General features: G+C 68.7%; 18 protein-coding genes and 3 pseudogenes. 8 read left to right on the top strand and 13 right to left on the bottom strand.

Translation table 11 applies throughout. The annotated features are described in order from the left end of the window. Nucleotides 1–34: 34 nt before the first annotated feature. Nucleotides 35–307: a transposase gene (locus ACFWVV_RS36775; RefSeq protein WP_384358687.1), complete on the bottom strand. Its 273-nt coding sequence runs from the start codon at nucleotides 305–307 to the stop codon at nucleotides 35–37. 123 nt (nucleotides 308–430) lie between these two features. Between ACFWVV_RS36775 and ACFWVV_RS36770 the strand changes: the two genes are divergently transcribed. Next, complete coding sequence (locus tag ACFWVV_RS36770; protein ID WP_384358683.1) at nucleotides 431–1,291, top strand: helix-turn-helix domain-containing protein; 861 nt, start codon at nucleotides 431–433, stop codon at nucleotides 1,289–1,291. Between the two features lie 89 nt (nucleotides 1,292–1,380). Continuing rightward, a complete protein-coding gene (locus tag ACFWVV_RS36765) occupies nucleotides 1,381–2,415 on the top strand; it encodes a methyltransferase (RefSeq protein WP_384358685.1) in 1,035 nt (344 codons plus the stop codon). A 496-nt stretch (nucleotides 2,416–2,911) separates the two neighbouring features. Here ACFWVV_RS36765 and ACFWVV_RS36760 read toward each other — a convergent pair whose 3' ends face one another. The 5 genes from ACFWVV_RS36760 to ACFWVV_RS36740 form a co-directional block, all read right to left on the bottom strand. Further along, nucleotides 2,912–3,565 (bottom strand): hypothetical protein, encoded by a 654-nt coding sequence (locus tag ACFWVV_RS36760; protein ID WP_384358681.1) that lies wholly within the window; start codon nucleotides 3,563–3,565, stop codon nucleotides 2,912–2,914. After that, entirely contained in the window at nucleotides 3,562–4,005 is a 444-nt protein-coding gene (locus ACFWVV_RS36755; RefSeq protein WP_384358679.1) for a hypothetical protein, read from the bottom strand. The genes ACFWVV_RS36760 and ACFWVV_RS36755 overlap by 4 nt, the downstream gene beginning before the upstream one ends. A gap of 519 nt (nucleotides 4,006–4,524) precedes the next feature. Then, nucleotides 4,525–5,883 (bottom strand): PQQ-binding-like beta-propeller repeat protein, encoded by a 1,359-nt coding sequence (locus ACFWVV_RS36750; RefSeq protein ID WP_384358677.1) that lies wholly within the window; start codon nucleotides 5,881–5,883, stop codon nucleotides 4,525–4,527. A gap of 219 nt (nucleotides 5,884–6,102) precedes the next feature. After that, complete coding sequence (locus ACFWVV_RS36745) at nucleotides 6,103–6,345, bottom strand: hypothetical protein (RefSeq protein WP_384358675.1); 243 nt, start codon at nucleotides 6,343–6,345, stop codon at nucleotides 6,103–6,105. 17 nt (nucleotides 6,346–6,362) lie between these two features. Further along, the gene (locus ACFWVV_RS36740) at nucleotides 6,363–6,968 is read right to left on the bottom strand and encodes a hypothetical protein (RefSeq protein ID WP_384358673.1); all 606 of its coding nucleotides are present in this window, start codon (nucleotides 6,966–6,968) and stop codon (nucleotides 6,363–6,365) included. A gap of 652 nt (nucleotides 6,969–7,620) precedes the next feature. On the opposite strand from ACFWVV_RS36740, the gene ACFWVV_RS36735 reads away from it, so the two are divergent. The 3 genes from ACFWVV_RS36735 to ACFWVV_RS36725 all read left to right on the top strand — a co-directional run bounded on the left by ACFWVV_RS36735 (nucleotide 7,621) and on the right by ACFWVV_RS36725 (nucleotide 11,749). Then, nucleotides 7,621–8,133: a hypothetical protein gene (locus ACFWVV_RS36735; RefSeq protein ID WP_384358671.1), complete on the top strand. Its 513-nt coding sequence runs from the start codon at nucleotides 7,621–7,623 to the stop codon at nucleotides 8,131–8,133. 329 nt (nucleotides 8,134–8,462) lie between these two features. Beyond that, entirely contained in the window at nucleotides 8,463–10,154 is a 1,692-nt protein-coding gene (locus tag ACFWVV_RS36730; RefSeq protein WP_384358669.1) for a serine/threonine-protein kinase, read from the top strand. Then, nucleotides 10,151–11,749 (top strand): serine/threonine-protein kinase, encoded by a 1,599-nt coding sequence (locus tag ACFWVV_RS36725; protein ID WP_384358667.1) that lies wholly within the window; start codon nucleotides 10,151–10,153, stop codon nucleotides 11,747–11,749. Before ACFWVV_RS36730 ends, ACFWVV_RS36725 begins: the two co-directional genes overlap by 4 nt. Before the next feature lie 98 nt (nucleotides 11,750–11,847). On the opposite strand, the gene ACFWVV_RS36720 is transcribed toward ACFWVV_RS36725, so the two are convergent. The 4 genes from ACFWVV_RS36720 to ACFWVV_RS36705 all read right to left on the bottom strand — a co-directional run bounded on the left by ACFWVV_RS36720 (nucleotide 11,848) and on the right by ACFWVV_RS36705 (nucleotide 14,423). After that, entirely contained in the window at nucleotides 11,848–12,018 is a 171-nt protein-coding gene (locus tag ACFWVV_RS36720; RefSeq protein WP_384358665.1) for a hypothetical protein, read from the bottom strand. Between the two features lie 223 nt (nucleotides 12,019–12,241). Beyond that, on the bottom strand, nucleotides 12,242–12,724 hold the full coding sequence (locus ACFWVV_RS36715) for a hypothetical protein (RefSeq protein WP_384358663.1): 483 nt from the start codon (nucleotides 12,722–12,724) through the stop codon (nucleotides 12,242–12,244). A 59-nt stretch (nucleotides 12,725–12,783) separates the two neighbouring features. Continuing rightward, the gene (locus ACFWVV_RS36710; protein WP_384358661.1) at nucleotides 12,784–13,239 is read right to left on the bottom strand and encodes a hypothetical protein; all 456 of its coding nucleotides are present in this window, start codon (nucleotides 13,237–13,239) and stop codon (nucleotides 12,784–12,786) included. A gap of 242 nt (nucleotides 13,240–13,481) precedes the next feature. After that, a complete protein-coding gene (locus ACFWVV_RS36705; protein ID WP_384358659.1) occupies nucleotides 13,482–14,423 on the bottom strand; it encodes an AraC family transcriptional regulator in 942 nt (313 codons plus the stop codon). A 286-nt stretch (nucleotides 14,424–14,709) separates the two neighbouring features. Between ACFWVV_RS36705 and ACFWVV_RS36700 the strand changes: the two genes are divergently transcribed. Then, on the top strand, nucleotides 14,710–14,943 hold the full coding sequence (locus tag ACFWVV_RS36700) for a hypothetical protein (protein WP_384358658.1): 234 nt from the start codon (nucleotides 14,710–14,712) through the stop codon (nucleotides 14,941–14,943). A gap of 159 nt (nucleotides 14,944–15,102) precedes the next feature. Continuing rightward, nucleotides 15,103–16,017, top strand: a complete 915-nt coding sequence (locus tag ACFWVV_RS36695; RefSeq protein WP_384358656.1) for a LysR family transcriptional regulator — start codon at nucleotides 15,103–15,105, stop codon at nucleotides 16,015–16,017. 201 nt (nucleotides 16,018–16,218) lie between these two features. Here the strand turns inward: ACFWVV_RS36695 and ACFWVV_RS36690 are convergent. Continuing rightward, a pseudogene (locus tag ACFWVV_RS36690) lies at nucleotides 16,219–17,170 on the bottom strand (transposase family protein). Nucleotides 17,171–17,225: 55 nt separating this feature from the next. Further along, nucleotides 17,226–17,309 (bottom strand): annotated as a pseudogene (locus tag ACFWVV_RS36685) (IS5/IS1182 family transposase); the annotation flags it as partial. Here ACFWVV_RS36685 and ACFWVV_RS36680 point away from each other — a divergent pair. Further along, nucleotides 17,276–17,666, top strand: a pseudogene (locus tag ACFWVV_RS36680) (transposase); the annotation flags it as partial. The pseudogenes ACFWVV_RS36685 and ACFWVV_RS36680 overlap by 34 nt on opposite strands. Here ACFWVV_RS36680 and ACFWVV_RS36675 read toward each other — a convergent pair. Further along, nucleotides 17,658–18,086: a DUF5959 family protein gene (locus ACFWVV_RS36675; protein ID WP_384358654.1), complete on the bottom strand. Its 429-nt coding sequence runs from the start codon at nucleotides 18,084–18,086 to the stop codon at nucleotides 17,658–17,660. The pseudogene ACFWVV_RS36680 and the gene ACFWVV_RS36675 sit on opposite strands and share 9 nt — an antisense overlap. Nucleotides 18,087–18,198: the final 112 nt, after the last annotated feature.

The following is an 18,198-nucleotide window of genomic DNA, read 5'->3' as shown; positions in this document are numbered from 1 at the left end:
GTCGCGATGCGACGGTGCGGGGCCCTCTGTGTTGTCACAAGTGACCGCCGTGTGCCGGGCTCGACGAGAAGTTCCAACCCAGACGTACTCGTGGCTGTTGGCAGCGGGGGCGCGTGGGCGGAGACGGCATGCCGAACCCACCTTTCCACGACCCGAAGTGCTCAGGCAGGTCCGTCCAGGGCGTACCGGGGTACTTGAACGCGATCGCGTCGATCACCTGCCGGTGATCCCGCCACCGCCCTCCCCGCTTCGAAGTCCGGTCCGGCAGCAACGGCTCGATCCTCGCCCCCTGGGCGTCAGCCGATATTACACATCATCAAACGATCAGACGATCCGAAGAAAACTCTCCGGTGGCCGCTTGGAGCTCCGTGCGTCGGCCCGCGGAACTTTTTTCCAAGACGGGGCTGCCCGGGTCCGTCAGGGTGGGGGCATGCACAGCGACGAAGTTGATGCCGGGGCCGGAGCCGTGGCCGTGGACCATGGTTCCGACGGCGACCATGCAGCTGACAGCGGGTGGGAAGTGGTGCGGCCCGGCGGCGCGCCTGCCGTTCCCGGTGTCCGGATGGTCGGCTTCCGGGATCGCGTCGGCCAGGCACTGGACCTGCGGGTGCTGCCCCAGCCTGCCGTGGTCGTCGTCATCGGCCTGGGGAACGACCCGTTCACGGTCGAAGGCGGCACCGCGCCACGACCCTCGACGAGCCCGGACCCTCATCCCAGCCTGGTCGCGTCGTTGTCGCCCGGTCCCACACGGATCCGCGGCCGGGACGTCGAGTGCATTGAAATGTGCCTGTCGCCCGGCACCGCTTACACGCTGCTGGGTGTGTCGCCGCTCGAACTGAAAGGGGCGGTCGTCGGCCTGGAAGACCTGTGGGGGCGGCAGGAACGGCAGCTCCGTGAACGGGTGGCCGCCGCTACCGCGTGGCAGGAACGTTTCACGCTGGTCAGCGAGTTCCTCACCCGCCGGGCCGCGCACGGCCCGTCGATGGCAGCCGAGGTCGCCGGTGTGTGGGACACCATCGTGGCGCAGGGGGGCCGGGTACGGGTCGACGACCTCGCCGCGTCCTGCGGGTGGAGCCGTAAGCGACTGTGGTCTCGGTTCAATGCCCAGATCGGCCTCACACCCAAGCGCGCCGCCATGCTCGTCCGCTTCGACCAGGCCGCCCAGTCCCTTCGCGCGGGTGGCAACGCCGCGGACATCGCCCTGGCGCACGGATACGCCGACCAGTCCCACCTCCACCGCGACGTCCTCGCCTTCGCCGGGTGCACGCCCGCTGTTCTGGCCGGCCGCTGACCCGCACTCCCGAACACCAGAGCCACCCATCCCGACGAGGAAGGAAGTCATCCGTGAGCACCATAGCCACAGCTGCTGCCCAAGAGGCCATGGCCGACCGAGGTCTGATCGTCCAGATCGCCTTCGGCAGCATGGCCTCGCAGACCTTGCGCGCCGCATTGCGGCTCGGAGTCTTCGACCTGATCGGCGACGGCCGGCGGCCGGCCAGCGAGGTAGCCGCCGACGCAGGAGCCGAGCACCAACCCATGACGAGGCTGTTGCGCGCCCTCGCCGGCCTGGGCCTGATGGAGGAGCACGAACCCGACACGTTCTCAGTGACCGCCGCCGGCGCCCTTCTCGATTCCAGCCGCCCCGGCTCGCTCGTCTCGTTCGTCCGGATGTTCACCGACCCGGCGATCGTGCGGGCCTGGGACGGCCTGGACAGCAGCGTCCGCACCGGCGGCATCGCCTTCGACGCCGTCTTCGGCACCGACTTTTTCAGATTTCTCGGCCGACACCCCCAGCTGTCCGCCGACTTCAACGCGGCGATGAGCCAGGCCTCCGAGGAGACGGCCGCCGTGCTGCCGCACGCCTACGACTTCAGCCGCTTCACTTCGGTCACCGACATCGGCGGCGGCGACGGAAGCGTCCTGGCCGGCATACTCGCCGCGCACCCGGCGCTCACCGGCGTCCTCCACGACACCAAGGACGGTCTGGCCCAGGCACCGAAGACGCTTGACCGGCACGGGGTGGCGGACCGCTGCTCCCTGGCCGCAGGCGACTTCTTCCGCTCCGTGCCCGGCGGCTCGGACCTGTACCTGATCAAGAGCGTCCTGCACGACTGGTCGGACGAACAAGCGGTCACGATCCTCGGCCACTGCCGCGAGGTACTACCGCCCGGCGGCCGCGTCCTGATCGTGGAGCCGGTGCTTCCCGAAGTCGTCGGTACCGGCGCCGCCGCGCACGCCGCAGACGGCGGGATCACGTACCTCAGCGACCTCAACATGCTGGTGAACCTGGGCGGGAGGGAACGTACCCGAGAGGACTTCGAAGAGGTGTGCCACCGTGCGGGACTGTCCATCGTGTCGGCGACCCCGCTGTTGGAGGCGGCCCCCTTCTACCTGATCGAGACCATGGCCTGCTGACCACGAGCACGCACCGGGCAGGGGGCCGGCTGACCTGCAGGGCACGGCCCCCGGGGACCCACCGGACCGGCGGCGGTGGTGGTGCCGCAAACGACCCTGGCCGTCGGCAGGGCGGCGGGCCACCGTTCCGGGTTCCTGCGGTGGCCCGTTCGTCGGCAGGGCGGCACACCGCCGTATGCGACGCGGACGCACGTGCTCCGCTGGCTGCGGTGGCCATGCCGACAGCCTTTCAGCACGAAAGGGGCCCCGGCCGGTGCGCCGGACGGCCAATCCCTCGGCCGATCTCCTCGGTCAACCCCCGGGCGCCGCTGCCTTCCGGCTCATTTCGCCGACGTCGCAGTGACCGCCCGCGCAAGCGCGCAGGTTCCCAGATTCCTGAACGCCGGCAGGCCGGAACCTGGGTGTCAGTTGATGACTGTGGCGGTCCCGCGCGCGGGTTCCGGCGAAGCTGACGGGATCTGAGATTCCGAGGGTTTGCCGTGCCGCGTCCAACTGGCTAACCGGCAGGCCAATGCGGGTTCGGTGTGCCGTCTTCGCTCATGTGCGCCCGTTGCCAGATTTCGTTCCAGGCGAACGGAGTATCCGGCACGAACCGGTGCCGTCGCCCGCACGGACATGGCGCCAGCGCCCGCGCGCACCCACGACACAGCTCGACCCAACCGTGCCCGGTCGAGCTCAGCACTCGTGGTCCCTCATCCCCGCAAGCCGGGCAGCCGGGCGGCTCGGCACCGTCCAAAATCGCGTTCTGCCGCTGGACGTATTCGGTCAGGCGCAGCGACGGGTGGCGAAACGGGTCTTCGAACCAGGCACGGTCGGGGCTTTCCCACCAGTTCCGCAGCCACCACGGCCGAGGGTTCGGTACAGCCCGCTGCCCAGCCTGTTTCTCCGCCCGGCGCTGTGCGGCGTACTCGTCTGCCCGCACGAGCCACAGCACCCGCGCCTCGTGCAGTTCCTCCACCGCCCGCACCAGCGCGTCCGGGTCCGCCTCCAGCCGACGGGGGATCGCGGCGCTGAGCGTGAGGTGGTGGTATGTCGCCCGTAAGCCGTAAGGAGCGAAAACGGTGAGGCAAGTGCGCAACGCGCTGTGCCGCCGATGGACGGGGAGGCGGGCGTCGTACACCCGCCCTCGGTGGGTCAGGAAGCTGGTCATGGTGCAGGCGCCAGGTCCAGTGCCCGTGCCAGGGCGGCTGTGACGGCGGCAGCGTGTGCCGGCAGGTGTTGCTCAGCCCAGAATCCCGCAAGACCGAGGAAGTCCTGCACATCCTGCCGGGCACCCGCGACGAGCCTGCGTATCCGGTCTACTGACAGCTCGATCACCGGGCTGCTGTCCGTCTCGTGGGCGTCGAGTGTCAGCCGGACGATGTCGCCAAGGCGTTCGGTTATCGAGGACGGATCGTGGCCGAAGGAGGAGCAGCCGGTGCCGTTGAGCACCTCCAGCCAGTCGGGCCAGGTCTCCAGTCCGTTGCAGCAGCCCGGCTCGACGAAGACGGTGGGGTGGCGTTGTCGGTCACCCGGAACCCTGCGGCGGCGAACAGATCGGGCATGGTGAGCAGCCCGTGCAGGAAGGTGCCGAGCGGGTCGGTCGGGCACGGTCCGTGCTCCTCCTCCGGCTCGAAGTCGTTGCAGCCGGCGATCTGCAGAACCGCCGTGCCGACCTCCGCCGAAGTGAGCTCCCCGTTCAGCACGAGGTGGCCATAGGGCTCGTACTTTCCCACCGGCCAGAGCGCGAAGTCATCGGCAGCGGAGATCTCCAGAACGGGTGGCATCACTATGACATGGGGATCATGCCGGACCCACGGTTGTGCCGCCACGGGCTTTCAGTTGGCATCTGGCTGCAAGCGGGCCCGCTGAACGGGCAGTTTCGCGGTGCGCTCCGGGCAGGCGGCACCGCCATAGGGCGTGGCGCTCTGCGCGGTGATCCCGAGAGGCCGCATCAGTTTGCGGGGCTCACCATCAGACGCTCTGTGACTGGCCGCGTCAGAAGCTGTCCGGCCGATCACGTGACCGGCCGACCGGACAGCTGTAGTTCGGCGATAGCGGTCCTCGTCAAGGTCGACTACCCATGCCTCGACCGGCGACCTGCCTTACGGCCGGAAGACAGCCGTCGGCTCACCAGCGCTCGAACGCGGTGAAGGCATGATTGCCGGCCGCCCCGACGACGATGATCCGCCCGTCGTGCTCGAGGAAGTAGCCGCTGGGCGCTTCCTCGCGGAAATGACGCTCGTCGAGTTCCTCACCGTTGCCGGCGTCGTACACGAGCAGCTCGGTGATGGCGCTGGCCTGGGTGGACCACTCGCACAGCACGGTGATCCGGTCGCCCCGCACGGACAGCCCGGCGGCGGGCTCGTCCAACTCGTTGTTCCACACCTCTGCGCCGGTCTTCAGGTCGAAGGCGATCAGCCGGTAGTGCCGCCCCTTGGAATAGGTCCACGCCAGCGCGTACATCCGCTCGCCGATGACCTCCGCCGCGTCGATCTGGCCGTAGTCGCCGCCGAGCTCGATGCCCGGCCGGGTACGTCCGTCCTGGTCGAAGGAGACGAACGTGCCCGTAGCCTCGCCCGAGTTACCGTTCGAGGACCGCACGACCCTCAGCACCAGGGGATCGGCCGACTCGATGTCCACGCTGGAGTCCGTCAACACGGGGCGACGGGCGTCGATGGGAACGTTCCACTTCAGAGCGCCGGTGCCACGGTCGAAGGCCGCCGCCATCAGCTCGACGTCCTCGCCGCTGTCGGAGCCCGGGGCGTCCGCGTCCTCCCCGCCGCAGGCCAGGACGGCGTGGACCTGGTCCTCGCCCACGAACGTGTCCCACACCCCGCACGTGCCGGGAACGGCCGCCGTCCAACGGGCCTTGCCTGTACGGAGGTCGAGGGCGCGCAGGGAACGGTTGCCCCCGGGCTTCCGCATCTCCTGCTCGGTCCGTTCGTGCTCGATCAACGCCAGGCCACCCCCCGCCTCCAGGAATCCGTCCCCGGGGAAGCGGCCGTCCGAGACGGTCCGCGGGACCCTCCACAGTTCCCGCCCGTCCTTCGTGTCGAAGGCGACGACGGTCGAGCAGCCCTTGCCCTTGCCGGGCGGGGCGGGCTCGCCGCTCCCGCCCTTGGTGGATCTGCCCTCCATGCCGTATGCGACCAGGAGTACCCCCTCGCCCGCACGAGGCGCGCTCCCGCAGATCTGGGCACGGCCGGGCGGTACGAACTCCCACAGCTTCTTTCCGTCCTGCCCGTCGGCGATGCCGAAGCCGGTCACCGCATCGAACCGGCTGCGGACGGCGACGTCCCCGACAACCCAACTGTCGTTGTCCTTGCCATTGCTGGGCCGGTCTTTCGCGGTGGCCCAGGTCCGCACCATGGCGTCGCCCGGCAGGTAGCCCTCAAACGACAGCAACCAGGCGGTGAGGGACCCGATCACCCCCAGCACGAGCCCGATCCCCGCCAGCGCCTTCATAAGTCCTGCTCTGCCTGACATCACGCGTTCCCCCTGCCGTGCATGGCACACCCGTGCGAGCCGCGTTTCCGGAGACCCGCCCGACACGTTGATCTTCGAACGACGGTCAGGCTATGGGCAGGGCCTCCCAGCCGTCCATGCCGATCCGGCGCCGGTGGAGGACATGCCGGCAGAGGGTGCGCTGCGAACGCCATCGACGGCCCGGCAGTATCGCGACCAGGCGACATCCATGTCGCCCAGTCACACGCTCTCGAGTGCCATCTCGAGGGGCCAGCCGGTGGAAAACGGGGGGCGCAGAAGGCCGGCCCGGGCACGCCTGGCGCAGCGGACTTCGGGGACCAGGAGGGGCAGCACCCAACGTGCGCCGGGTACGGCCGGGGCGGCGGTGAAGGCGGTGAAGGGACAATCCGTGTCGGCGGCCATGGCCAGGAGGCGGGTGAGATAGGCGCGGGTCTGGTCGGTGAAGCCGGTTCCGACGCTCACTACATACCGCAGACCGCCTACCGGTCGGGGTCCCCGAGCAGGAGCGCCCCGGGCAGGCCGTGCAGGGAGCCCCGGCCGGGCACCCACCCGCCGATCACGCGGTAGTGCGCGTCGGGCAAGGCCCGTCCGCCGTACGCCGACCGAACCGAACGTGCCCCCAGTCGGTCATAGGGAGACGGCCAGGTTTGCAGGAGGTAGTGCTCGCCGGAGTCATCGTCGGGGTCGGTGGTGTCGAGGGCGCGTGCGTGGGCGCGTCCTCGGTTGTGCAGGCGTAGGTGGTAGGTGCCGGGGCCGTGCGGGGTCAGGTTGGGCAGGTCCTCGAGGGGGCCGTCCTCGTAGCCGTGCACCACGAGCGTGCCGGTGGTGGAGGTGAAGGTGGCCTCGATGATGTGCTCCCACGTCCCAGGGGCGGTGTCGGGATCGACGTGTGCCGGCTGGACGGTGACGGAAACGTTGCCGGTGTGCAGTCCGGTCAGGATGAGCGCGGCGTCGTCGGCAGTGGCCAGGACACCGTCCTGCGCGGCGCCGGCGGACGGCACCGGGTCAGTGCCGAGGCCGGGGTCGGCGAGGTAGAACTGCCGGTACTCCACCCATACTTCGATGGGCCCCGTGGTGGTGGTCATGTGCCGTTCCCCCAGAACGCGTCGCCATGGAGAATGCGGTGATCCTTGTATGCCGCGAGCAGGTACTTGGAGCCGCCCGCTGTACATGGGCGCGCTGAACCGCTTTCGGCCGGCCGCTGTTGGAGGCCAGGCGGGAGCGGGGCGTCCCGCAGGACGCAACGACCGTAGCCCAGCCCACTGACAACGCCCTCTCCATGCCCACATGGTCGGAGGGCTCGCCACCGTGAGCACCCCCGCGTGCGATCACCGGGGGCGGGGCGAGCGCGTCCCGCGACGTCACACCACACAGGTCGTTGACCAGGGCAGTGCTCCGAGCACACCCCCACAAGGAAGCCCCCGGACGTGCACCCTGGAGGCTTCCGAGTTTCCGTACCGCCTCGGCGGCGAAGCCGACGTGGATGACGTACTCGTACTGCCCCCCGTTCGAGCCGAAGTCACCCACGAGCTCGGTCTCCAGGCACTGTCGACGCGGCCCGTACTCCAAGCTTCGAGGGTCCGGTCCGGTGACGGCCAGGTACGCGCCGTGGGTGGTTTGGTCGTCGTGGTCGGTGGAGGTGCTGACGCGTACCTCACCGAAGGTTGCCCGAGTCTCGGAAGGGTGGGTTGGTACCGTTCGGAGCAGCTCAGACGAACGAACAAGGCAGGTCAGCGGGTGTCAGCTCTAGACTTCTACGCCCAAGTCGCCACCAGTGGCGACGTGCTTGGAGCTGGAATCGGCACCGGCCCCGGGGGCTGGGAAGTTGCTGTGGGGCCGGATTTTCTCGATGTCTCCAGTGGTGGCCTCCTGCGGAGGGACTACGGACTCGTGGAGATCAATTTCTCACCGGACCAGTTTGGGCTCCGGGGCCAGATGTCCTGCTTTGGCTTCGGTGTCAAGCCCCAACGGCTGTTGTACGACCTGTCCCCGAACACCGTGCCGCTTCCGCTCTCGCGGAAATACGGCACGTTCGCATCCCGGCTGCCGTTCGAGGAACTACGGGACGCCATCGTGGCCCTGGGGCACACGGTCGAGATCGAAGAAACCGCACGCGACATGCACCGCTACCGCGTATCCGACTCCGCAGCCCGCATCGACGTCATCCTCGATCCTGACCCCTACGGTTCAGGTCCCCCCGACCCGGACGGACATCGCGTAGGGGACGTATGGTCCATCTCTCTGTGGTGACGCGCCCGAGCTTTCGACCAGTGGATGTCAGATAACGAAACTGAGCCCGTCCGTCACGTCGGCCAAGCCTCCTCCGGCCTTGCGCTGTCGTGTTACCTCTCTGCCCGGCGCCGGGCGGACAGCTCCTCACGGTAGGCACGGCGCTCCTGCGCCACCGTTGGCTTCTAACTGCGGGTACTTCACCTACGGCGGGGGTAGGGAGAACGCGCTCGTCATCCGTAACTGCACTACCCGTATGATCGCCTCGCTTCGACGGTCGGCGGAGAGGGCGGGGGAACATGGGGGATTCCGAAGTGCCAGGGTCGCCACACATAGGACCGTTCCGGGTGGTGGCCGAGCTCGGACAGGGCGGTATGGGCCGGGTACTCCTGGGCGTCGCCCCCGACGGACGGCTCGTCGCGGTCAAGCAGGTGCATGCCGAACTGGCCGGGGACGACGGCTTCCGGACCCGGTTCCGGCGCGAGGTGACGGCCTCCCGGCAGGTGTCCGGCGCCTACACCGCGCCCGTGGTCGACGCCGATCCGGACGCGGCGACCCCGTGGTTCGCCGCCCAGTTCGTGCCTGGGCCCTCGCTGAGCCAGGCCCTGGACGCCGTGGGTGCGCTGCCGCTGGAGTCGAGCCGGGTGCTCGCAGCCGGTCTCGCGCAGGCGCTGGCCGACGTGCACCGGGCCGGTCTCGTCCACCGGGACCTCAAGCCGTCCAATGTGCTGCTCGCCGAGGACGGCGTCCGCGTCATCGACTTCGGCATCGCCCGGGCGGCGGAGGGACAGACGAAGCTTACGCACACCGGGGCCCTGGTGGGATCGCCCCCGTTCATGGCGCCGGAACAGGTGGACGGGCGCCAACTGACAGCAGCCGCCGATGTGTTCTCGCTGGGCTCGACCTTGGTCATGGCCTGTACCGGAAGGCCGCCGTTCACGGGCACCTCGGTGCCGGGCATCCTCTATAACGTCGCGCACTCCGAACCCGACCTGAGCGCTGTGCCGCCCGCCATGCTGCCCTTGATCGAGGCGTGCCTGGCCAAGGACCCGGCACAGCGTCCGTCGCCGCAGGCCCTGCTCTCCATAATCGGGCCGGTACGGCCCTCGGCGCGGCCATGGCCGGAGGCGGTGCACCAACTCGCGCTCGCACAGCGGACCGAGATCGACCGGTATGTCACCCGGGCCGGCGGAAGCGCGACGCTCACCGATGCCGCGCCTCCGCCCGCCGATGCCACCCCCTTCAGCCCTACGGCGCCCAGCGCCACCCCCTTCGCCCCCGCTTCCCTCCACCACGCCCCCACCATGACGGCGGCCACCCAGGACCGGCACCTGCCCGCCGCTCCGTCGCATCCGGCATATCAGGGGAATCAGGGGTATCCGTCGCCGCCCGTGCCCCCGCCCACCCCGGGTTCACGGCGCAAGCGCCTCGCAGGGATCGCCGGCGGTTCCGTCGCCGCGCTGGCCACCGCCATCGCGCTGCTCGCTACGTTCCTGCCGCCGGAGATGAACCCGTTCCACACGGAGGCCGTCCCGACGCCGGGCAACAAGCCCCTCGCTCAAGTCGCCGACAAGTACACCGGCACTCCCCCGTCCTGCGAGGAGATCGCGGGCGAGGTGAAGGTGCCGACCGAGTTCGCGCTCCAGCCCATGCCGCCCGGTTCCGAGATCACCGACCAGGAGGACCACGACGACAAGGCCCGGTACCAACAGGGCCGTTGCATCTGGCAGAGCCGCTCCGGCGACAAGATCGACCTCACGTGGGACCAGTACCGGACAGCGAAGGACAAGACCGGCGCGGAACGGGCGAAGAAACACTACGAGGCCCTCTACATCACCGGCACCACTCACCGCGAAGACATCGGGACCGGCGAGGAGGCGTTCTGGCACGGCAAACCGGACCGCGGCTGTGTGCTGTACGCGCGGGACGTCAATTTCTATGTGTTCGTCGCCGTGGAGGGCACCGCCTACCCCACCGGCGACAAGTGCGAGGCCCTCGCCGTGTCCGTGGCCAGGGGGACCTACAAGGCAGGCTCGGCATGATGAAGCCACTGGGCCCGGCCGACCCGGCCACGGCCGGACCGTACCGGCTGCTCGCCGAGCTCGGCCAGGGCGGCATGGGCCGGGTGCTGCTCGGCGCCGCACCGGACGGACGCCTCGTCGCGGTCAAGCAGGTGCACGCCCGATTCGCCGCCGACGACGGGTTCCGCGCCCGCTTCCGTCGCGAGGTCGCCGCATCGCGCCAGGTTTCCGGCGCCTATACGGCAGCGGTCCTGGACGCCGACACCGAGGCCCGACTGCCCTGGCTGGCATCTGCGTTCGTGGCAGGCCCGTCACTGGGCGCGGCCGTGGAGGCCGCCGGGGTGCTGCCCGAGGAGGCGGTGAACCGCCTCGCCGCGGGCCTGGCCTCCGCACTGGTCGAGATCCACCGCACCGGCATCGTCCACCGCGACCTCAAGCCGGAGAACGTGCTGCTCACCGACGACGGCGTACGCATCATCGACTTCGGCATCGCCCGGGCGGCCGAGGGCGCGGAAGGCACCGCCCTCACCCACACCGGCTGGGTGGTCGGCTCGCCCGCCTTCATGTCGCCGGAGCTGGCGGAGGGCCAGGAACTCACCCCGGCGAGCGACGTGTTCGCGCTCGGCGCGGTCCTCGCGATGGCGGCCACCGGCGACAGCCCGTTCGCCGGCACCTCGATGGCGGGGACCCTCTACAACGTCGTCCACACCGAGCCCGACCTGACCACGCTGCCGCCAGGTCTTGCCGCCCTCATCGGACCGTGCCTGGCCAAGGCCCCCGCCGACCGGCCGACCCCGCAGCAAATCCTCGCTCTCCTCGGCCCGATCACAGCCGCCGAACGGCCCTGGCCGCCCTCGGTACACGGCCTGATCGCCACCCAGCAGACCGAGATCGACCGGCTGCTCGACACCACGGACCGCACCCCCGCCCCGGGCGCGTACTCCCCCACCTGGCTCTCTCCCTCTGCTCCTGGTCCCGGCTTCGGGCCACCGCTGCCTTTCGCGGGTACGCGCTCGCGCGGACGCGCCATGAAGATCACGGCCCTCGTGCTCGCGGGCGTGCTCGCCGTCACGGGCCTCGGCGTCGGCGCGTACGTGCTGACGACTCGCAGCGGCGACGCGCGCGGTGTGTCCGGGCCACCCGACAAATACGCGAAGATCCCAACCTGCGCGGAGGCGGCCGGTCAACTCGGGCTGCCGGAGCGGAAGAAGGGCCGCGACTCGTACGGAGACCGCACCAACGAGGCCTCGACGAGCTGCACCTGGCTCGGCACGCAGGACCTCGGGGGCGGCTATGTCCTGGAGAACGCCTATACGCTCGCCTACGTCCAGTGGACGCTGCGGCGCACCGCCAGAGACGACGCGAACGCGACCGGCCTGCAGCGCGAGGAGTTCGCCGAGGGCGCGGCCGACGGCACCCGCGACAGCGGACTCGGCATCGGCGACGAGGCGTACTGGGAACGGCCCGACGGCCCCGACGAACACTGCGACCTGCGCGTGCGTGACGGCAACATGACCCTCTGGGTGGAACTGGGCGGCGACGAGCATCCGGAGTCGACCTGCAAGGCGGAGGCCGCACGGATCGCCCGCGCGGCCCTGGCGGCCATCCCCCCGTAGGGTCATTGGCACCTGCGCTTCCGGTGCGCAATTCCACGGGCACAGTGCGCACCGGATCCCGGAACCTGCACCGTCCGGGAGCCGAGGTGCCTGCGTTCTCACCTGCCGGGTCGGATGAGGCCGATCGCGTGGCCGGGGTACGACTTGTAGTAGTCGGTGGCGTGGGCGGTGTTGGTCCAGCCGGTAAGGCGGGTCAGGGCGATCGCGAGGTCGTCGCAGACGGAGCCCGCATCGTGGTCGAGGTGGCGGGACACAGTGGTAATCAGCAAGGATGGCATCCGGAAACGGTTCGTGGTGATGAGGCGTCAGATCCCGCCATCATCACGAACTGCTTCCTTCAGCTGATCGCCTGCCCACACTCCGACAACCCACCCTCACCCGGCAGTTCAGGACGTCTCACCGCCCGAGAGCGCACGAGCCCTGACTCCCTACAAAGGGCCGGGCCCCGGCGGTACTTTCTGAAGCCCTCAAGGAACCACCGGGAGCGGCAGATCAGGGGAAATACGACGTCACGCACAGCGGCGGGGTAGCCCGGTAGTAACCGGAGCCGCCGCCGCCGTCCTTCCAGAAGACGGCGCACCAGCGGTCACCGAACGAGCTGTCCTGGTAGCCGGCCCAGGCATGCGTACGGTCTTTCCATTCCCCGTCCAGGCTGTTGCTGACGGTGCCGTGCGGGCCGAACAGCTCCCAGTGGCCAATTCCCGTCCTGCCGGAAGAACGGACGTTCATTCGGATGACGTCGTTGGGAGGGGCGCCGCTCCCGTTCCCCCGGAAGGTCACGCACACCGTGTGGGAAAAGGCAACCGAGGGATAGTTGGCCGACTGGCAACGCTCGTAGTCTGCCTCTGCGGAGGCGGAGGTGGAGGCGGGAGCGGGGCCGGAGGCGGAAGCGGAAGCGGAAGCGGAAGCGGAGCCGGAGGCGATTCCGGCCAGGACGGTTCCTGCGGCCATCGCGGCGGCCATGCGGCGTTTCATGCTGTTGTACTTCCTGTCGGAGAGGGTGTACGGAGTTTCGGGGCGGATGTGTGTCGGGCTCAGGTGTAGACCGCGCTGCAGGCCATGTCCATGTAGCCGCCCCCTTCGAAGAGAACGGCGCACACGCGCGCTGCGTCGCGGGGCATCATGACCGTGACCTCGAATTCGGCCCACTCGCTGCGCCGGTTGCCGCCCCACGAGCGTTCCCTTTTGAACATCTCCCTGTTCTGGGCGTCCAGGACCCGGACTTCGATGCGCGGGTTGCCCACGCCCCAGACGGGGGAATCGAAGCTCCCCCTGATGGTGTTGAGGTACTTGGTCGTCTGGGCGTTCCATCCGACGCACACCCAACCCGTTTTGCTCTGAATGGTGGTGCAGCCCCCGCCACTCGCGGCGGCGGCGGGCGTGGCGGACACCAGCGTGGCCAGAACGGCCCCCGCTCCCGCCACGGCGAGACCGCGTCGGGTCAGCCAGTTCCGCCGCGTCTTCCGATTCTGCTTTTCATGCAAGGACATCCTGCACCTTCCTGGATTCCGGTCAAGAGAAAGACGGTCGGGAAATGTTGTGCTCTGAGCTCGGTTCCAGCGTATGAGTTGCGGATCAGCCTCTCTATCCGTTACCCGCATGGTTCTCCGCGCGTATCGGACAGCCAGGACAGCCCGGATCCGCTACCCCGGCGGATACGCCCCCGGAAACGGACCCGGGTTTTCGCGTCGGTTTCTGAAGCGGTACTGGGTGTACCTCGATCCAGTGGGCTTCAGTGCCTTTCGGCGGTGCGGGACGGCGCCTGGCCGTACGTCTCGCGGTAGTAGGCGGCGAACCGGCCCAGGTGGGTGAAGCCCCAGCGTGTGGCGACCTCGGCGACCGTCCCGGACGCGGATCCGTCCGCGATGCGCAGCAGGTCCTGGTGCACCCGGTCCAGCCGTACACGCCGCAAGTGGGCCGCCGGGGTGGTCCCCAGGTCGATCCGGAAGCGGTCCTGGAGGGTGCGGGGGCTGATCCGCGCCGCCGCCGCCATGTCCGCGACCGACACCGCCTCACCCACGTGTTCCTCGCAGTAGGCCATGGCCCGCCGCACGGCACGCGGCAGCGCCGGATGGGCGTGCGCGGGCAGGACGGCGAAGTGGTCGTGCGACTGGAGATCGACCAGACCGTGCACGAGGACCTGTTCGAAGTGCGCGGTGGCCAGCGGCGACCGGACCGCGAAAGGTGAGGCGGCGAACCGCGCGAAGGCCCGCGCTGTTTCCAGCCACGCGGCCACCGCCGGGTCGCCGTCCGCGAGAGCGGGCGCGAAACGCAGAGCGGCGGCGGGCGGTTCCCCGGTCTGCGCCGCGAAGGCTTCGTCCACCGCCGCCTGCGGCACATACAGGATGAGGGTGTCCGCCCCGGCCGACAGGGACATGCCCAAGGTCATCCCCGGCCCGGCTACCGAGCACGGCGCGGTGACCTCACCTCCCGCCACCAGAACTGTGCCCTCACCCGCGAGCGGGATGTGGACGTTGTAGAAGTCGGGCAGCTCACCCGCCGCGACCTCGACCGGAGCACCCCACCCCAGCTCATACAGCGTCAGGCCCTTCCGGTGCAGACGACGGAAGCGGCCCGGCACCTGGTACCCCCTGCCCACGCGCAGACGATGCGGCGAGAACTCCCCGGTCACCACCTCATCCAGCGCCTCGACATCATCCCCCTCGAACAACATCTGCGGCCCCCCGGCCCCCGGTCCACCCGAGCCGGTATGACCCGCTCCCTGCCCAAGCACCGCCGCTCCGCGCGCACGTCCCCCGTGCTTGCCCTGCATCTCGACTCCCCGCTCTCCAGCCGGTGATCCGCACGTCGCGCATCAGACTTTCCGCCGAATTCACAGATATGAGTTAGTTTCGTCAGGAAATGTTCGATGCTTACATGCCTGTCCTGCTCCCGGTCCGCTTGCCAGCAGTACGCTGGCGACGGCAGTGCAGGCTGCTTGGGCAATTGCACGTCTGGTCATGACGATGTTTCCCTGGGTGACGGACAGTGAGTGCAGCTCAAGTTGCAGTCACCGCGTGCTGCCCCCGGCGGCGCCGCTGCAAGACAACCATGTGGGACAGATCGTTCGTCCTGACGTTTGTCAGGTGGTGCTGAAGCAATGGGTGTGCATGCCCTTCGGGTTTGAGGGGCCGACGGTCGAAGCGCTGGGCGGTTGCCATGCGAGCGCCGGGCCGGCGCTGTTTGCTGGGTGAGACCGCCACACTGATCAATTAGCGGCCCGTCGACTATCACATCGTCGTCACGGGGATGTCAGCGAATCGGGGGCGCATGATGTCTGGCGATTGATAACGTGCGCATTATGGCGGCAGGTTGGGCAGCGGGAGGGAGGGGTCTTCTCCGTGGGGGCGTTCATGTCCAGGGAGCCGAGCATCCATCAACTTCGGCTCTATCTCACGCTGAGCGAGGAACTCCATTTCGGGCGTGCCGCCGCACGCCTGTTCATCACGCAACCGGCACTGAGTCAGCAAATCAGAGAGCTGGAGAAACGCCTGGGGGTACGCGCGGTGGAGCGCACCAGCCGGACGCTCACTCTGACCGAGGCCGGGCAGGCATTGCTCCCCGAAGCCCGGGCGGCGGTTGCGGCTGTCGAGCGGCTGCGGCGCGTCGCCGACGCGCAGATGCGACAGGTCTCGCGACGACTCATCGTGGGAACCATGGGAGCCGAGGCATCCATGGCGCACTCCCGTGCCGTACTCAGCCTGCTGCAAGACCGTCACCCCGGCACAACCGTGCAACTGGTCAACCTCGGCTTCGGCGATCACCTGGCCGCGCTGGCACAGCAGGAGGCCGACGTGGTCTTCCTCCGCCCTCCGGTGACGGACGACATTGAACTGCATCACCTGGCCACCGAGCCACGAGTGGCCTGCCTCTGCGCCGACCACCCACTGGCGGCCCTGCCCCGGCTCACCCTGGCTCAGCTCTCCGACGTCCCGGTGGTCGACATGCCAGAGCAGGTTCCGCGGCTGTGGTGGGACTTCTGGGCGGTCGACCCCCGTCCCGGCGGCAGCCGCGTTCACTATGGGCCCGTGGTCACCGACATGGAATCACTGCTGCACACGGTGGCCGCCGGAGAAGCGATGTGCTTTCTGCCGGCGGCCGCCCGCGAATACTTTCCACGCCCCGGCATCAGATACATCGACGTGGTCGACCTCATCCCCTCCACATCCGCCCTCGCCTGGCTGCGGCAAAGGCGTTCCGAATCCACCATCAGAGCCATTCGGCAAGCCGCGCAAGAAGCCACAAGCCGGCGCTTCGGCGTCACATGACGCATGCGAGGTTGCCGCTTCGAGGTCACGCGGCCTCGGTGGGTGGGTGAAGTCCGGTGGCATGAGGTAACCCGGTGGGGGTAGCCCCTGACCGCGGTAGAGGACCCAAGAGCGACAGCCCCGCGACTCAACTCCGCGGCTTAGAATAATAAGTTGGTGCGTGATAGCGGTGGGTCGCGTTTGTTCTGCTGAGCGTCTCCTTCAGGCGTTGGCGGTGCGGTCGGACCCGAGGATGGCGATGGCTTGATAGGTGTCGGGCAGCCGGTCGCGGCGGTGGGTCCAACGCGTCAGTTGTTTCCAGCGTCTATGGTCTGCGAGGGCGTGTTCGACGCTGACGCACTGTGAGGAGTGCTCATGCCGTTGGCGTGCGCGGGCTTCAACGAAGGGCTGAATTGCTCCCGGTCGCAGTTTGCGAGGTGGGGGTGAGGGCCCGCCGCGGGTGGTCGCGCCCGAGGCCGAGATCGCCGTCGTCGAAGAGGGACCTGGACGAGGTCGAAGTGGTCGAAGTGGTCGAAGTGGTCGAAGTGGTCGAAGCATCTACTGATCCCAGCCGTGCGGCGGCGGTCGCATCATGCATCCGCCCTGGCCGCAGGGCATCCGTCCACAGGGTTCGACCCTCGTGATCGGCGATGACAGTGACGTTCATCGTGTTCTGCTTCTTCTTGCCCGACACAAACACACGCCGACCTCCCCGGCCCGCGGGCGGCCGGCGGACCGGCACCTCGGTGGCGTCCAAGCACAACTGAAAGCCCTCGGCCCGCGCGTAGGCAAACACGTCCTCCGTGGTGCGCAGTCGCAGACCAGGACGGTCAGGAACGGCGAACCCCCGCGTCGCGAACAGGCGGCGCACCTCCCCGACAGCCCGGGTCACGGTGGAGCGGTACACGCCGTAGAGCAGAGCCAGAACCGAGTACGGCAGGTTGTGGCGAAGATGGATCAGCGTGGCCACCAGCCGGTCCACGAAAACCAGCTGGTGCCGGACACCAGCATCCGGCGCACGCTTCCGCTCGCCACCTCCGGCCCGAAACCGACGGCCCTCGACGCCGACCACCCACGGCTCGGCCAACTCGGGGACCAGCGACGCCAGATGCTCTCTCGCGATGCCGGTGAACAACCGATGCGCCAGCACTGAACGATCAGTCGTACTCCTCACCAACAGAGCATGCCCAGCCACTGTCACGCACCAACTCGTAAGAGACGGTGTCGTACGTGGTGAGGCGGACGAATCGTTTGTAGCAGCAGTGGGCTGCGGCGAGGCCGAGGAAGACCAGGTAGTTGGAGGGCCGTGACTGGCCGCAACCGCGACGACGACACCCAACTCATCCCGTTACTCGAAGCGGTCCCACCAGTGCGGGGCAAGCGTGGCCGGCGCCGGCCTGACAACGTCCTTCGAGACCGTGGATACGACCACGACATGTACCGTCGCCTCGTCCGGGCTCTCGGGGTGAAGCCGGTGATTGCCCGCCGGGGCATCGAGCACGCCTTCGGCCCCGGTACCCAACGCTGGGTCGTGGAGCGCACGTTCGCCGCCCATCTGCACTGGTGCCGCCGTTTGCGGATCCGCAGGGGATACGGGACGACCTCCACCAGCCTTCCCCACTCTTGGATGTGCGTTGACCTGCTGGCGTCGACTTGTCTCCCTACGCTGAAAGCACCGGAACCCAGTGAACCATCACCTGGTGCAGACGTTGCCTGTGGTCAGCGACCCAGTCCTCCGGGAGGACAACCGGCACCCGTACGGTGACCATGGACCCCGACTCGTCCTCCACGACCACCTCCGGACCGTCCCGCTCGCCAGTGAGCTGGATGGAGATGGACGGCCCTCTGTCCCATTCCATCCACACGACGTCCTCGTCGGCGTCGAGCCTGTTCAATGCGGTGGACCAACTTTCAAGCTTCGAGGCTGACAACACCAGGTCGATACGGCCCGACACGAACGGCGTCCTGACAACAATCTCGGCGTCGAGCCCGGCGCTCCAACCCGGATCGCGGCCCCGAACGTTAACGGTGACGCTGTTCCCCTCGTCATCGGCAAGTACCGAGAGACCGTCACCCTGCAAGGGGCGCATCCGCCGCCCCATTTCGTTAGGGCCTGTGTGACGTCGTGATCAATCTTGCCGATCCGGATCCGCATGGAAGGCGGATCCGGTAGGAAGACGAGCGTGACGCGCAGGCAACTCA

The organism is Streptomyces sp. NPDC058663 (assembly GCF_042716745.1).
Lineage (GTDB): Bacteria > Actinomycetota > Actinomycetes > Streptomycetales > Streptomycetaceae > Streptomyces.
This window is presented reverse-complemented; position numbering and strand designations above follow the sequence as displayed.